Origin of the sequence: Pantoea sp. M_10, assembly GCF_008631515.1 — a bacterium.
Classification (GTDB): Bacteria; Pseudomonadota; Gammaproteobacteria; order Enterobacterales; family Enterobacteriaceae; genus Pantoea; species Pantoea anthophila.
On sequence record NZ_VWUL01000007.1, the window covers coordinates 123,057 to 137,403 of the forward strand.

Genomic DNA, 14,347 nt, shown 5'->3' on the forward strand with positions numbered 1-14,347 from the left:
AGGATGATTCGCTTTGAAGAGGTCAGTAAGGCATATCTCGGCGGACGTCAGGCGCTGCAGGGGGTAGATTTCCATCTGCGCCCCGGCGAAATGGCGTTTCTCACCGGCCACTCCGGTGCCGGTAAGAGTACCCTGCTGAAGCTGATTTGTGGCATTGAGCGCCCGAGTGCCGGAAAAATCTGGTTCAGTGGCCATGACATTTCCCGTCTGCGGAACAGTGAAGTGCCGTTTCTGCGTCGTCAGATTGGCATGATTTTCCAGGACCACCACCTGCTGATGGATCGCTCGGTCTATGACAACGTGGCGATCCCGCTGATTATCTCGGGCGCCAGTGGCGAAGATATCCGTCGTCGCGTGTCGGCCGCGCTGGATAAAGTGGGTCTGCTCGACAAAGCGAAAAGTTATCCGATTCAGCTTTCTGGTGGTGAACAGCAGCGTGTCGGCATCGCCCGTGCGGTGGTGAACAAACCGGCGGTGCTGCTGGCGGATGAACCGACCGGTAACCTCGACGACGCGCTGTCAGAAGATATTCTGCGCCTGTTCGAAGAGTTCAACCGCGTCGGCGTCACCGTCCTGATGGCAACGCATGACAGCGGCCTGATCGCCCGACGCAACTATCGGATGATGACGCTGAATCAGGGACGCCTGCACGGAGGCCACGATGGTCAATAAACGCATTAAACGTCCGGCGGCACCGAAAGCAAAGCAGCCGTCGAAGAGTAAAGCGCTGAAGGGCGGCTGGCAGGAGCAGTGGCGCTATGCGCTGCGCGGCACCCTCTCTGATATGTGGCGTCAGCCGCTGGCTACGCTGCTGACGGTGATGGTGATCGCCATCTCCCTGACGCTGCCCAGCGTCTGCTACATGGTGTGGAAAAACGTCAGCCAGGCGGCGACCCAGTGGTATCCGGCTCCGCAGTTAACCGTCTATCTCTCCAAGACCCTGGATGACAGCGCGGCCGAAAATGTGGTGGCGCAGCTCAAACAGGTGGAAGGGGTGGATAACGTCAACTACCTGACGCGCGAAGAGGCGCTGAACGAGTTCCGCAACTGGTCAGGCTTTGGCGGCGCGATGGATATGCTGGAGCAGAATCCGCTGCCGGCAGTGGCTATCATCACGCCGAAGCTCAATTTCCAGAACTCCGACACCATGCAAAGCCTGCGCGATCGTGTGACGAAAGTGCAGGGCGTGGATGAAGTCCGGATGGATGACAGCTGGTTTGCACGACTGGCCGCACTGACCGGGCTGGTGGGGCAGATCGCGTCAATGATTGGCGTACTGATGATCGTGGCGGTGTTCCTGGTGATCGGCAACAGCGTCCGGCTCAGCATTTTCGCCCGGCGTGACACCATTAACGTTCAGAAGCTGATCGGCGCGACGGATGGCTTCATCCTGCGGCCTTTCCTCTATGGCGGGGCGCTGCTGGGCTTCAGCGGAGCGGTGCTGTCGCTGCTGCTGTCGGAAGTGCTGGTGCTGCGCCTGCAGTCGGTGGTTGCCAGCGTGGCGACCGTCTTCGGCACCACCTTCTCGCTGGAAGGCTTCTCCTGGGATGAAGCGCTGCTGCTGCTGCTGATTGCGGCGATCATCGGCTGGGTGGCTGCCTGGCTGGCCACGGTACAACATTTACGCCGATTTACGCCACAGTAAACGCGTGCAACATTTTTTTGTTATAATGGTCCTCTGCTACCGACAGTGTATGCAGAGGACCTTTTCCCCTCTTCCCTTCCTGTCATCTGTGTGTAAAATATTCACTGCTATAATTGAACTTGTGGATAACTTTCACACTCTAAGTAGCACAGATTGCTTTCGGATTTCGCGCGACGTTGACTTACTGTATCGTCTGCGCAGGGAAATGTGCGGCAATTCCATTGAATTTGTGAGGGTTTGAATGACCAAAGAAATGCAAACTTTAGCTATTGCTTCTCCGGGTACCCTGGATTCTTACGTCCGGGCTGCCAACACCTGGCCGATGCTGTCGGCAGAAGAGGAAAAAGCGTTAGCTGAACGGCTGCATTACCAGGGCGATCTGGATGCAGCTAAGACGCTGATCCTGTCACACCTACGCTTTGTAGTTCATATCGCTCGTAATTACTCCGGTTACGGCTTGCCACAGGCTGACCTGGTTCAGGAAGGTAATATCGGCCTGATGAAAGCGGTGCGCCGCTTCAACCCGGAAGTTGGCGTGCGCCTGGTTTCATTCGCCGTGCACTGGATTAAAGCCGAGATTCACGAGTACGTGCTGCGTAACTGGCGTATCGTGAAAGTCGCGACCACCAAAGCACAGCGTAAGCTGTTCTTTAACCTGCGTAAAACCAAGCAGCGTCTGGGCTGGTTCAATCAGGACGAAGTTGAGATGGTTGCGCGTGAGCTGGGCGTAAGCAGCAAAGACGTACGTGAAATGGAATCGCGTATGGCTGCGCAGGATATGACCTTTGATATGTCTGCCGACGATGAGAGCAGTGAAGGCCGCTCCATGGCCCCGGTGCTCTATCTCCAGGATAAGACCTCTGACTTTGCTGATGGCATTGAAGAGGATAACTGGGACGCACACGCCGCTGACAAGCTGAGCTATGCGATGGAAGGCCTGGATGAGCGCAGTCAGCACATCATCCGCGCCCGCTGGCTGGACGAAGATAACAAAACCACGCTGCAGGAGCTGGCCGATCAGTATGGCGTCTCAGCCGAACGAGTCCGGCAGCTGGAGAAGAACGCCATGAAAAAACTGCGTATGGCGATCGAAGCGTAATACCCACAGGGGCGACAGCATGTCGCCCCTGTTGCTTTCTGTCGCCCCGGACTGTCACGCCTCTTCCGCCATCCCCTCTGCGTCATCTGTTGCCCGTATCCAGCCGTCACTCTGCGCCCGAAAACCGCACGCCTGCATAAATGCCGCCCGCACCTGCTGATCGTCACTGCCATCATCGGCAATCCACCAGTCCGCTATCGATCCGTTCTGCGTAATCGTCTCTTCCAGCAGATAGTGGCCCACACCGCGTCGCCGCGTCACGTCACGCACCGCCAGCCGGTGGATCTTGCCGTGCGTACCGGAGATTTCCAGCTGTAACCCCGCCAGCAGCCGATCGTTGAAGCGCGCCGCATAGAGACGATGGCGCTCATCCAGCCGCTGTTCCAGTTCCTGAATATTCAGATCGGGCCAGACCTTGCCCAGATCGATGTGGTCCTGCGGCGTCAGCGTGGTTAAACGCTGGATAGTCAGCTTCATAACAAAAACCTCTAAAAAAGGGGAAAGTGCAGCGAAAGTATACAACCAGAGCGCCACCACATTTTCATCAATAAAACAGGTCAAAAGATGGCCTGGGTGCCAGGATAATAGGTGTAAACAGGTTAAGCCTGCGATCAACCCAGCATAATGCGCTGGCAAAGTGGTGAAAAACCGGCCATTGCCTCCAGTGTATTATGCTGTTTCACTCAGTCAATTCTGAATATGTCAGTTGATTTACAGAAGAAACATCCTGTTTAATAACCTGAAAAATAAAGCCTTATTACTAAAAAATGCCAGAAAAGTACGCTAACTCCTTCATGATCAATCAGTTTTCGACTTTATCTGGCAATGCACGCACTCACAACATACACGACAAAACAGATGGGGTAGTCAGGATGAAAATGAAAGGTCGCGCATTACTGGCGGGATGTGTAGCACTGGCGATGAGCCATGCGGCGCTGGCTGAAGATATTAAAGTGGCGATTGTTGGCGCAATGTCAGGTCCGGTGGCGCAGTACGGCGACATGCAGTTCGCGGGCGCTACTCAGGCGATTGAAGATATCAACGCCAAAGGCGGCGTTAACGGCAACAAACTGGTTGCGGTGAAATATGATGACGCCTGTGACCCGAAACAGGCCGTTGCGGTCGCGAACAAGGTGATTAACGACGGTATCCGTTATGTTATCGGCCATCTCTGCTCCTCCTCAACCCAGCCTGCGTCTGACATCTATGAAGATGAAGGCGTGCTGATGATTACCCCGGCGGCGACCGCACCTGACCTGACTTCCCGCGGCTATAAACTGATCATGCGCACCACCGGTCTGGACTCTGACCAGGGGCCGACCGCAGCCAAATACATTATGAGCGAGCTGAAGCCGCAGCGTATCGCCGTGGTGCACGACAAACAGCAATATGGTGAAGGCCTGGCGCGTTCCGTACAGGAGAGCCTGAAAAAGCAGGGTGCCAACATCGTCATGTTTGAAGGGATCACCGCAGGCGACAAAGATTTCTCTACGCTGGTGGCGCGCTTTAAGAAAGAGAACGTCGATTTTGTCTATTTCGGCGGCTACTACCCGGAGATGGGCCAGATCCTGCGTCAGGCGCGGGCGGCCGGTCTGAAAACGCAGTTTATGGGACCAGAAGGGGTGGGCAACGCCTCCCTGTCGAACATTGCCGGTGCGGCGTCTGAGGGCATGCTGGTCACGCTGCCGAAACGCTACGATCAGGTTGAAACCAACAAACCGATCGTTGACGCGCTGAAGGCGAAGAAACTTGATCCGACCGGTCCGTTCGTCTGGACCACCTATGCCGCGCTGCAATCGCTGACCACCGGCATGGAACGTAGCAAGAGCGAAGAGCCGGACGCTATCGTGAAGAACCTCAAAGAAGGGGCTGCGGTGCCAACCGTCATGGGCAACCTGAACTGGGATGAAAAGGGCGATCTCAAGGGCTTTGAATTCGGCATCTTCAAATGGCATGCCGATGGTACCTCGACCGCAGTGAAGTAAACCAGGCGGTTTTCTGGTGAGCCGGAGGCCAGCTAAGCGGTCTCCACTGACCGGCGACACGAACGCCTGGCACACCGCTGCCAGGCGTTTTTTGTACCCCGATCGCCTGCGATCGGATAAGTAAGGGTTAAGGTATGTCCGAGCAGTTCCTCTATTTTATTCAGCAGATGTTTAACGGTGTCACCCTCGGGAGCACCTACGCGCTGATCGCCATCGGTTACACCATGGTTTACGGCATTATCGGCATGATCAACTTCGCCCACGGCGAGGTGTACATGATCGGTAGCTATGTCTCCTTTATCGTGATTGCCGCCCTGATGATGATGGGCATCGACACCACCTGGCTGATGATTGCGGCTGGCTTTGTGATGGCAGTCATTATCTCCAGCGCCTACGGCTGGAGCATTGAACGCGTGGCCTACCGGCCCGTACGTTCCTCTAAGCGCCTGATTGCGCTCATCTCCGCCATCGGGATGTCGATCTTCCTGCAAAACTACGTCAGCCTGACCCAGGGCTCACGCGACCTGGCGCTGCCGAGCCTGATCACCGGACAGTGGACGGTGGGGGAGAGCAACGGGTTTGCCGCCACCATCTCAACCATGCAGATTGTTATCTGGGTGGTGACCTTCCTGGCGATGCTGGCGCTGACCACCTTTATCCGCTACTCCCGCATGGGCCGCGCCTGTCGCGCCTGCGCTGAAGATCTGAAAATGGCCAGCCTGCTGGGCATTAACACCGACCGCGTGATCTCGCTGACCTTCGTGATCGGGGCCGCGATGGCCGCAGTAGCAGGCGTGCTGCTGGGCCAGTTCTACGGCTCAATCAATCCCTTCATCGGCTTTATGGCAGGGATGAAAGCGTTCACCGCCGCCGTGCTGGGCGGGATCGGCAGTATTCCGGGCGCAATGATTGGCGGACTGGTGCTGGGTATCGCTGAAGCGCTGACGTCAGCCTATCTCAGCACGGAATACAAAGATGTGGTTTCGTTTGCCCTGCTGATTGTGGTGCTGCTGGTGATGCCGACCGGGATTCTGGGTCGTCCGGAGGTTGAGAAAGTATGAAGACCTCGTTTATCAACGCCCTGATCGCCTCGGTAATGCTGCTGGTGCTGGCCACCTTCTTTATGGGACTGCGCCTGACGCTGGATGGCACAAATCTGGTGGTGCAGAACGCGGGCAGCGTGCGCTGGAACTGGATCGCCGCAGGCTGTGCGGTGGTGTTTCTGTTCCAGCTGCTGCGTCCGGTCTGGCAGAGCAGCCTGAAGAAAGTCTCCGGTCCGTCGCTGGTGTTGCCGGGCTTTGATGGCTCAACGCCGAAGCAGAAGCTGGTGATGGCGGTGCTGATTATCGCCGCAGTCGCCTGGCCTTTCCTGGTGTCGCGCGGCACCGTGGATATCGCCACGATGACGCTGATCTACGTGATGCTCGGCCTGGGCCTGAACGTGGTCGTGGGACTGTCGGGCCTGCTGGTGCTGGGCTACGGTGGCTTCTACGCCATCGGTGCTTACACCTTTGCGCTGCTGAACCACTACTACGGCCTTGGCTTCTGGCAGTGTCTGCCGCTCTCCGGCATCGTGGCTGCGCTGTTTGGTCTGCTGCTGGGCTTCCCGGTGCTGCGACTGCGCGGCGATTATCTGGCCATTGTGACGCTGGGCTTCGGTGAGATTGTGCGTATCCTGCTGCTGAACAATACCGCGCTGACCGGCGGACCCAACGGCATCAGCCAGATCCCTAAACCGACCCTGTTTGGCCTGGAGTTCGGGCGTACCCCGCGCGAAGGCGGCTGGGATACCTTCCACAACTTCTTTGGCCTGAAGTACGATCCCAGCGACCGTATCATCTTCCTCTATCTGGTGGCGCTGCTGCTGGTGGTGGTGACGCTGTTCGTGATCAACCGGCTGCTGCGGATGCCGCTGGGCCGCGCCTGGGAAGCCCTGCGTGAAGATGAGATCGCCTGTCGCTCTCTGGGCCTCAGCCCGACCCGCATCAAGCTGACCGCCTTTACTATCAGTGCCGCCTTTGCCGGATTCGCCGGCAGCCTGTTCGCGGCGCGCCAGGGCTTTGTCAGCCCGGAATCCTTTACCTTTGTCGAGTCCGCCTTTGTGCTGGCGATTGTGGTACTGGGTGGCATGGGATCGCAGTTCGCGGTGATTCTGGCTGCCATTCTGCTGGTGGTTTCCCGCGAGCTGATGCGCGATCTCAATGAGTACAGCATGCTGGTGCTGGGTGGCCTGATGGTGCTGATGATGATCTGGCGTCCGCAGGGCCTGCTGCCGATGAAGCGTCCGCATCTGAAGCTCAGAACCGGTAAACAAGGAGAAGAGGCATGAGTCAGCCTTTATTAGCCGTTGAAGGCCTGATGATGCGCTTCGGCGGTCTGTTAGCCGTAAACAATGTGGCGCTGGAGCTGCGTCCGCAGGAGATCGTTTCGCTGATTGGCCCTAACGGTGCCGGGAAAACCACGGTGTTCAACTGCCTGACCGGCTTTTACAAGCCAACCGGCGGCAGCATCACATTGCGTGACCAGCATCTGGAAGGCCTGCCGGGTCAGAAGATTGCGCGCATGGGCATTGTGCGGACCTTCCAGCACGTACGCCTGTTCCGTGAGATGACGGTGATTGAGAACCTGCTGGTGGCACAGCATCAGCACCTGAAGAGCGGCCTGTTTTCTGGCCTGCTGAAAACGCCCGCGTTTCGCCGCAGTGAGAGCGAAGCGCTGGATCGCGCGGCGACCTGGCTGGAGCGGGTCGGCTTACTCGACCTGGCTAACCGTCAGGCGGGCAATCTGGCCTATGGTCAGCAGCGCCGGCTGGAGATCGCGCGCTGCATGGTGACGCGCCCGGAGATCCTGATGCTGGATGAGCCGGCAGCGGGCCTCAACCCCAAAGAGACCCACGAGCTGGATGCGCTGATTGCGGAACTGCGTGGCGAACACAAGGTTTCGGTGCTGCTGATCGAACATGATATGAAGCTGGTGATGGGCATCTCTGACCGCATTTACGTGGTCAATCAGGGAACGCCGCTGGCTAACGGAACGCCGGAAGAGATTCGTAATAACCCGGATGTCATTCGCGCCTATTTAGGAGAGGCCTGAGATGGCAAATGCGATGTTAACCATTGAGAACGTCAGTGCGCATTACGGCAAAATTCAGGCGCTGCACAACGTCAGTCTTTACATCAATCAGGGCGAAATCGTCACCCTGATTGGTGCCAACGGCGCCGGAAAAACCACGCTGCTCGGCACGCTGTGCGGCGAACCGCGCGCGACCCAGGGCACCATTACCTTTGATGGCAAAACCATCACCGACTGGCAGACGGCGCGCATCATGCGTGAGGCAATTGCCATCGTGCCAGAGGGGCGGCGGGTCTTTTCGCGCATGACGGTGGAGGAGAATCTGGCGATGGGCGGTTTTTTTGCCAGCCGTCCGGACTACCTGTCGCGGATTAAGCGCGTGTATGAACTCTTCCCGCGTCTGGCGGAGCGTAAAATCCAGCGCGCCGGCACCATGTCCGGTGGTGAGCAGCAGATGCTGGCCATTGGCCGTGCGCTGATGAGCCAGCCGCGCCTGCTGCTGCTGGATGAACCGTCGCTGGGACTGGCACCGATCATTATTCAGCAGATCTTCGACACCATTGAGCAGCTGCGCAGCGAGGGGATGACCATCTTCCTGGTGGAGCAGAATGCCAATCAGGCGCTGAAGCTGGCGGACCGGGGCTATGTGCTGGAGAACGGGCATGTGGTGCTGGAAGACACTGGTGCAGCATTACTCTCCAACGAAGCCGTCCGCAGCGCTTACTTAGGTGCCTGATGGGGCACGGCCTGGCTTGCTTGCCAGGTTCCGGTTGGGCAGTGCTCGCCATCCTCACGTACTACGTGTACGCTCCGGTGGCTGCGCGCTGTCCGCCCGCAACCTGCCTGCGCCGCCGACGGCCTGGAGCACTGGTGTGAAGGGTAGTTCCGATGGCCTTTGCCAGAGGCCGTTGCAGCTTATGGTAATCAATCCGACGTAGTAATGATGTTATAGCTGCTCAGACTGCTGACAAACCCAAATCAGTGTGAATCTGGCCGCAACAAATAAACTCAACGCGCAGGGAACATGGTCAGAAGAGGAAAGCGTCCCGCGCCATGGACGGCGCGGGCCGAGCGTGTCATGGATGACGGATTTAGCGTCTTTCCGATCTGACCTTGTTCCTTGTGCATGCTCAGTCTTACAGCAACCTGGCCAGATTGTGTCAACAAAGTCGTTAGCTGCTCCGCCTTTCTTCCCTTTCGCCTGTCACCCGCCTGTCATCTGCCTGTTATTAATCCGTCATTTTCCCGTGTCATGTTACTCCGCGAACCAGAAATCCTTGATTTCACGCGTATTTACCTGCACAGGAAAATTCTATGTCCGTCGTTACCTTTCGCCGTAGCCTGATGAGCGCGCTGCTCGGTCTGACCCTCAGCGGCCATGCCATCGCCGCCACCGAGATCCCTTTCTGGCACTCCATGGAAGGCGAGTTAGGCAAAGAAGTCGATTCGCTGGCTCAGCGCTTTAACCAGACCCATCCCGATTACAAAATCGTTCCGACCTACAAAGGTAACTACGAGCAGAGCCTGGCGGCCGGGATCGCGGCAGTGCGCAGCGGCAAAGCGCCTGCGGTGCTGCAGGTTTATGAAGTGGGCACGGCCACCATGATGGCTTCACAGGCGATTGTGCCGGTGCATCAGGTCTTCAAAGATGCTGGTATTCCCTTTGATGAAAAGCAGTTCGTGCCGACGGTCGCGGGCTACTACAGCGACAGCAAAGGCCAGCTGATCTCTCAGCCGTTCAACAGCTCCACCCCGGTGCTCTACTACAACAAAGATGCCTTTAAGAAAGCGGGTCTGAACCCCGATCAGCCTCCGAAAACCTGGCAGGAGCTGGCCACGGATGCCGCCGCGCTGCGCAAGTCGGGCATGAGCTGCGGCTACGCCAGCGGCTGGCAGGGCTGGATCCAGATCGAAAACTTCAGCGCCTGGCATGCGCTGCCGGTCGCCACGGAAAATAACGGCTTTGACGGCCTGGATGCGGTGCTGGAGTTCAATAAACCGGTGCAGGTGCGTCACATCGAAATGCTGGAAGCGATGAACAAAAAAGGGGACTTCACCTACTTTGGCCGCAAAGATGAGCCGACGGCGAAGTTCTACAACGGCGACTGCGGCATCACAACCGCCTCCTCCGGTTCGCTGGCCGATATCCGCCACTACGCAAAATTCAACTTCGGCGTCGGCATGATGCCCTATGACGACACCGTAAAAGGCGCGCCGCAGAACGCCCTGATCGGCGGAGCCAGCCTGTGGGTGATGAAAGGCAAAGATGCGGCAACGTATAAAGGCGTCGCGGAGTTCATGCAGTTCCTCGCGAAACCGGAAATCGCGGCGGAATGGCACCAGAAAACCGGCTACCTGCCGATTACCACTGCCGCCTATGAGCTGACGAAACAGCAGGGCTTCTACGACAAAAATCCGGGTGCAGATATCGCCACCCGTCAGATGATGAACAAACCGCCGCTGCCGTTCACCAAAGGCATACGTCTGGGCAATATGCCGCAGATCCGTGCCGTGATTGACGAAGAGCTGGAGAGCGTCTGGACCGGTAAACAGTCGCCGCAAAGCGCGCTGGATAACGCGGTCAAACGCGGCAACGAACTGCTGCGTCGCTTCCAGCAGCAGGTGAAGTAATCTGCCCGACAGGGCCAGTGCAGGCTGGCCCTCTCTCTTTCTGAATCAGAGTGCGCTATGTCTTCTTCTCGCCCGGTTTTTCGCACCAGCCTGCTGCCTTATCTGCTGGTGCTGCCGCAGTTACTGATCACCGCGGTCTTCTTTCTCTGGCCTGCCGGTGAAGCGCTGTGGTACTCGCTGCAAAGCCTCGATCCCTTTGGCCTCTCCAGCCGCTTTGTCGGGGTGGAAAACTTCAGACGCCTGTTTGCCGATCCCTACTATCTCGATTCGATCTGGACCACCCTGATATTCAGCGGCATGGTCACGGGGTTCGGCATGCTGTTTTCGCTGCTGCTGGCGGCGCTGGTCGATTATGTGGTGCGACTGCGCCGCCTCTATCAGACCCTGCTGCTGCTGCCCTACGCCGTTGCGCCAGTGGTGGCCGCGGTGCTGTGGATGTTTCTGTTCAATCCCGGTCTGGGCCTCTTCAGCTACCTGCTGCACCACATCGGCTATGAGTGGAACTATGCGCAGAACAGCGGTCAGGCGATGTTCCTGATTGTTCTGGCGTCGATCTGGCAGCAGATGAGCTACAACTTCCTGTTCTTTTTCGCTGCTCTGCAGTCGATCCCGAAATCGCTGGTGGAAGCCGCCGCGATTGACGGTGCCGGGCCGGTGCGACGCTTCTTCAACCTTTCCCTGCCGCTGATTGCGCCGGTGAGCTTCTTTCTGCTGGTGGTGAATCTGATCTATGCCTTCTTCGACACCTTCCCGGTGATCGACGCGGCTACCGGCGGCGGGCCGGTACAGGCGACCACCACGCTGATCTACAAAATCTACCGCGAAGGCTTCACCGGTCTGGACCTCTCCTCGTCGGCGGCGCAGTCGGTGGTGCTGATGCTGCTGGTCATCGGGCTGACGGTCATCCAGTTCCGCTTTGTTGAACGTAAGGTGCAATACCAATGATTGAGAATCGACGCGGGCTGGATCTCTTCAGCCACCTCGTGCTGGTACTGGGCGTGCTCACCATCCTGTTTCCGCTCTACGTCGCCTTTGTCGCCGCAACGCTGGATAACGAGGCGGTCTATCAGGTGCCGATGACGCTGGTGCCCGGCACCCATCTGTGGGAGAACGTCTCACGCATCTGGACTCACGGCGTCAACGACAACGGCCCGGCATTTGGTCTGATGCTGCTTAACAGCATGATCATGGCGCTCGGCATCACCTTCGGCAAAATCACCGTGTCGATGCTGTCGGCATTTGCGCTGGTCTGGTTTCGCTTTCCGCTGCGCACGCTCTTCTTCTGGCTGATCTTTATCACCCTGATGCTGCCGGTGGAGGTGCGTATTTTCCCGACGGTGCAGGTGATTGCCGATCTTAATCTGCTCGACAGCTACAGCGGACTGACGCTGCCACTGATGGCTTCAGCAACCGCCACCTTCCTGTTTCGTCAGTTTTTTATGTCGCTGCCGGATGAGCTGGTCGAAGCGGCGCGCATTGATGGGGCCAGCGCGATGCGCTTCTTTATCGACATCGTGCTGCCGCTCTCCAGAACCAATCTGGCGGCGTTATTCGTGATCACCTTTATCTACGGCTGGAACCAGTATCTCTGGCCGCTGCTGATTATCAATGACGCCAGCCTCGGCACGGCGGTGGCGGGGATTAAAAGCATGATCTCCAGCAGCGGTTCGCCGACCCAGTGGAACGAAGTGATGGCAGCAATGTTATTAACCCTGATCCCACCGCTGGTGGTGGTATTGGTCATGCAGCGTGCCTTTGTGCGCGGTCTGGTTGAGAGTGAGAAATAAGATGGCAGGCGTAACCCTACAGGCAGTGACCAAATCCTATGACGGTAAAAATCAGATCATTCAGCCGCTGAACGTCACCATCCACGACGGCGAATTTATGGTGATGGTCGGCCCTTCCGGCTGCGGAAAATCGACCCTGCTGCGCATGGTGGCTGGTCTGGAGCGGGTCAGCTCCGGCGATATCTACATCGATAACCGGCGCGTCACCCAGGAGGAGCCGAAAGATCGCGGCATCGCGATGGTGTTCCAGAACTATGCACTCTATCCCCACATGTCGGTAGAGGAGAACATGGCGTATGGCCTCAAAATTCGCGGCATGGGCAAAGAGCAGATTCGTCAGCGGGTGCTCGACGCGGCGCGCAGTCTGGAGCTGGATCATTTGCTGACGCGGCGGCCGCGGGAGCTCTCCGGCGGACAGCGTCAGCGCGTGGCGATGGGCCGCGCTATCGTGCGCGAACCGGCGGTCTTTCTGTTTGATGAGCCGCTGTCGAATCTCGACGCCCGTCTGCGGGTGCAGATGCGGCTGGAGTTGCAGCAGCTGCATCGCCGCCTGCAGACCACCAGCCTCTATGTGACGCACGACCAGGTTGAGGCGATGACGCTGGCGCAGCGGGTGATGGTCATGAATAAAGGGGTGGTTGAGCAGCTTGGCACCCCGGTGGAGATCTATGAGCGTCCCGCCAGCCAGTTCGTCGCCGCGTTTATCGGCGCTCCCGCCATGAACCTGCTGAAAGGGCAGTTCAGCAGCGACGGGTCGCGCTTTAACCTCGACGCCTCGCACGCGCTGCCGCTGAGCGAGAGCAAGGCGAAATGGGCCGGCCGGCCGGTGGTGCTGGGCATCCGGCCAGAGCATATCCGGCAAAGCAGCCGCGAGCAGGGCGGCATCCCGCTGCGGGTGGACACGCTGGAGATGCTGGGTGCCGATAATCTGGCCCATGGCCGCATCGGCGACACGCCGCTGGTGGTACGCTTAGCCCACAGTGAACGGCCGGAACCCGGCACGACACTGTGGCTGCATCTGCCGTCAGATGCGTTACACTTCTTCGATTCAACCCATGGAAAGCGTCTGGAATGAGTACACAACACTGGCCCTATCCCCGCATTGTCGCCCACCGCGGCGGCGGTAAACTGGCACCGGAAAATACCCTGGCAGCCATCGACACTGGCGCGAAGTTTGGACATCAGATGATTGAATTTGATGTCAAACTCTCGGCCGATGCGCAGATTTTTCTGCTGCACGACGACACGCTGGATCGCACCAGTAACGGCTGGGGCGTGGCGGGTCAGCTGCCGTGGGAAAAGTTATCGCAGCTTGATGCGGGCGGCTGGTTTGGCAACGCCTTCTCGGGCGAAAAGCTGGCGCGGCTGGATGAGGTGGCGGCGCGCTGCCGTCAGCATCAGATGATGGCCAACATCGAAATCAAACCCACCACCGGCAGCGAGACCGAAACCGGCCGTGCTGTGGCGCAGGCCGCGGCGATGCTGTGGCAGGATCAGACCGCGCCGCTGCTCTCGTCGTTCTCTTTTGAGGCACTGGAAGCCGCCATGCAGACAGAGCCGCAGCTGCCGCGAGGGCTGCTGTCCCACAGCTGGGACCCGCAGTGGCGGGAAAAGACCACGGCGCTGGCGTGCGTCTCCATCCACCTCAACCATAAAGTGCTGACCGCAGAGCGGGTTGCAGAGCTGAAAAGCGCGGACCTGAAGATTCTGGTCTACACCGTGAACAGTCCGGAACGGGCGCGGGAGTTGCTGAAATGGGGCGTCGATGCCATCTGTACCGACGCGATCGACATCATCGGCCCCGACTTCGGTTAGTTCTGATTTGAATTCTGATTCTGCTGCCCCGGCTGCGTGGTGATTACCCGCTGCCGGGCGCTGTCGCGCTGTTCCTGCATTTTACGCTGCATATCCTGAGTCTGACGCTGCTGATCCTGGCGCAGCTTCAGCTGTTGCTGCTGCTGCTGGGTCTGCATCTGTGACTGCATCCGCTGCTGGCTGGGATTATAGCCCGGCCGGTTCGGGTCATTAGTGCTGTTCAGCGTGTTCGCCTGACTGGCGAAAGGCAGCAGGGCGGCTAAAACAATCATCCACTTTTTCATCACTCCTCCTTTCTGAACGCCACAGGGTT

Annotated in this window: 15 protein-coding genes; 13 read left to right on the forward strand and 2 right to left on the reverse strand. The window is 58.2% G+C overall.

What is annotated here, in order from left to right; all coding sequences use genetic code 11:
• The first annotated feature begins 3 nt into the window (after window positions 1-3).
• From ftsE to rpoH, 3 genes are all read left to right on the forward strand, one after another.
• Complete coding sequence (gene ftsE, locus F3I47_RS17965) at window positions 4-672, forward strand: cell division ATP-binding protein FtsE (RefSeq protein WP_013359348.1); 669 nt, start codon at window positions 4-6, stop codon at window positions 670-672.
• Window positions 662-1,645, forward strand: a complete 984-nt coding sequence (ftsX, locus tag F3I47_RS17970; protein ID WP_009087796.1) for a permease-like cell division protein FtsX — start codon at window positions 662-664, stop codon at window positions 1,643-1,645. The genes ftsE and ftsX overlap by 11 nt, the downstream gene beginning before the upstream one ends.
• Window positions 1,646-1,886: 241 nt before the next feature.
• The gene (gene rpoH / locus F3I47_RS17975) at window positions 1,887-2,744 is read left to right on the forward strand and encodes an RNA polymerase sigma factor RpoH (RefSeq protein WP_009087795.1); all 858 of its coding nucleotides are present in this window, start codon (window positions 1,887-1,889) and stop codon (window positions 2,742-2,744) included.
• 54 nt (window positions 2,745-2,798) lie between these two features.
• Here rpoH and panM read toward each other — a convergent pair whose 3' ends face one another.
• Window positions 2,799-3,221: an aspartate 1-decarboxylase autocleavage activator PanM gene (gene panM, locus F3I47_RS17980; RefSeq protein WP_150030105.1), complete on the reverse strand. Its 423-nt coding sequence runs from the start codon at window positions 3,219-3,221 to the stop codon at window positions 2,799-2,801.
• Window positions 3,222-3,616: 395 nt separating this feature from the next.
• Here panM and F3I47_RS17985 point away from each other — a divergent pair, with 395 nt between their 5' ends.
• From F3I47_RS17985 to ugpQ, 10 genes are all read left to right on the forward strand, one after another.
• Window positions 3,617-4,729, forward strand: coding sequence for a branched-chain amino acid ABC transporter substrate-binding protein (locus tag F3I47_RS17985; RefSeq protein ID WP_009087791.1), 1,113 nt, complete (start codon window positions 3,617-3,619; stop codon window positions 4,727-4,729).
• 134 nt (window positions 4,730-4,863) lie between these two features.
• On the forward strand, window positions 4,864-5,790 hold the full coding sequence (livH, locus tag F3I47_RS17990; protein ID WP_009087789.1) for a high-affinity branched-chain amino acid ABC transporter permease LivH: 927 nt from the start codon (window positions 4,864-4,866) through the stop codon (window positions 5,788-5,790).
• Complete coding sequence (locus tag F3I47_RS17995; protein ID WP_009087787.1) at window positions 5,787-7,058, forward strand: high-affinity branched-chain amino acid ABC transporter permease LivM; 1,272 nt, start codon at window positions 5,787-5,789, stop codon at window positions 7,056-7,058. The genes livH and F3I47_RS17995 overlap by 4 nt, the downstream gene beginning before the upstream one ends.
• A complete protein-coding gene (livG, locus tag F3I47_RS18000) occupies window positions 7,055-7,822 on the forward strand; it encodes a high-affinity branched-chain amino acid ABC transporter ATP-binding protein LivG (RefSeq protein ID WP_009087785.1) in 768 nt (255 codons plus the stop codon). The genes F3I47_RS17995 and livG overlap by 4 nt, the downstream gene beginning before the upstream one ends.
• Window position 7,823: 1 nt before the next feature.
• Complete coding sequence (gene livF, locus F3I47_RS18005) at window positions 7,824-8,537, forward strand: high-affinity branched-chain amino acid ABC transporter ATP-binding protein LivF (RefSeq protein ID WP_033736083.1); 714 nt, start codon at window positions 7,824-7,826, stop codon at window positions 8,535-8,537.
• A 578-nt stretch (window positions 8,538-9,115) separates the two neighbouring features.
• Window positions 9,116-10,432, forward strand: coding sequence for a sn-glycerol-3-phosphate ABC transporter substrate-binding protein UgpB (gene ugpB / locus F3I47_RS18015; protein WP_009087781.1), 1,317 nt, complete (start codon window positions 9,116-9,118; stop codon window positions 10,430-10,432).
• A gap of 57 nt (window positions 10,433-10,489) precedes the next feature.
• Complete coding sequence (ugpA, locus tag F3I47_RS18020; RefSeq protein ID WP_150030103.1) at window positions 10,490-11,377, forward strand: sn-glycerol-3-phosphate ABC transporter permease UgpA; 888 nt, start codon at window positions 10,490-10,492, stop codon at window positions 11,375-11,377.
• Window positions 11,374-12,219 carry a sn-glycerol-3-phosphate ABC transporter permease UgpE gene (gene ugpE, locus F3I47_RS18025; RefSeq protein WP_009087776.1) on the forward strand — a complete coding sequence of 282 codons (846 nt, stop codon included), beginning with the start codon at window positions 11,374-11,376 and terminating at the stop codon, window positions 12,217-12,219. Before ugpA ends, ugpE begins: the two co-directional genes overlap by 4 nt.
• Before the next feature lies 1 nt (window position 12,220).
• A complete protein-coding gene (locus F3I47_RS18030) occupies window positions 12,221-13,294 on the forward strand; it encodes a sn-glycerol-3-phosphate import ATP-binding protein UgpC (protein ID WP_046100747.1) in 1,074 nt (357 codons plus the stop codon).
• Window positions 13,291-14,034: a glycerophosphodiester phosphodiesterase gene (gene ugpQ, locus F3I47_RS18035; RefSeq protein ID WP_150030102.1), complete on the forward strand. Its 744-nt coding sequence runs from the start codon at window positions 13,291-13,293 to the stop codon at window positions 14,032-14,034. Before F3I47_RS18030 ends, ugpQ begins: the two co-directional genes overlap by 4 nt.
• Here the strand turns inward: ugpQ and F3I47_RS18040 are convergent.
• Window positions 14,031-14,318 carry a DUF2756 domain-containing protein gene (locus F3I47_RS18040; RefSeq protein ID WP_009087771.1) on the reverse strand — a complete coding sequence of 96 codons (288 nt, stop codon included), beginning with the start codon at window positions 14,316-14,318 and terminating at the stop codon, window positions 14,031-14,033. The genes ugpQ and F3I47_RS18040 overlap by 4 nt on opposite strands.
• Window positions 14,319-14,347 lie beyond the last annotated feature (29 nt).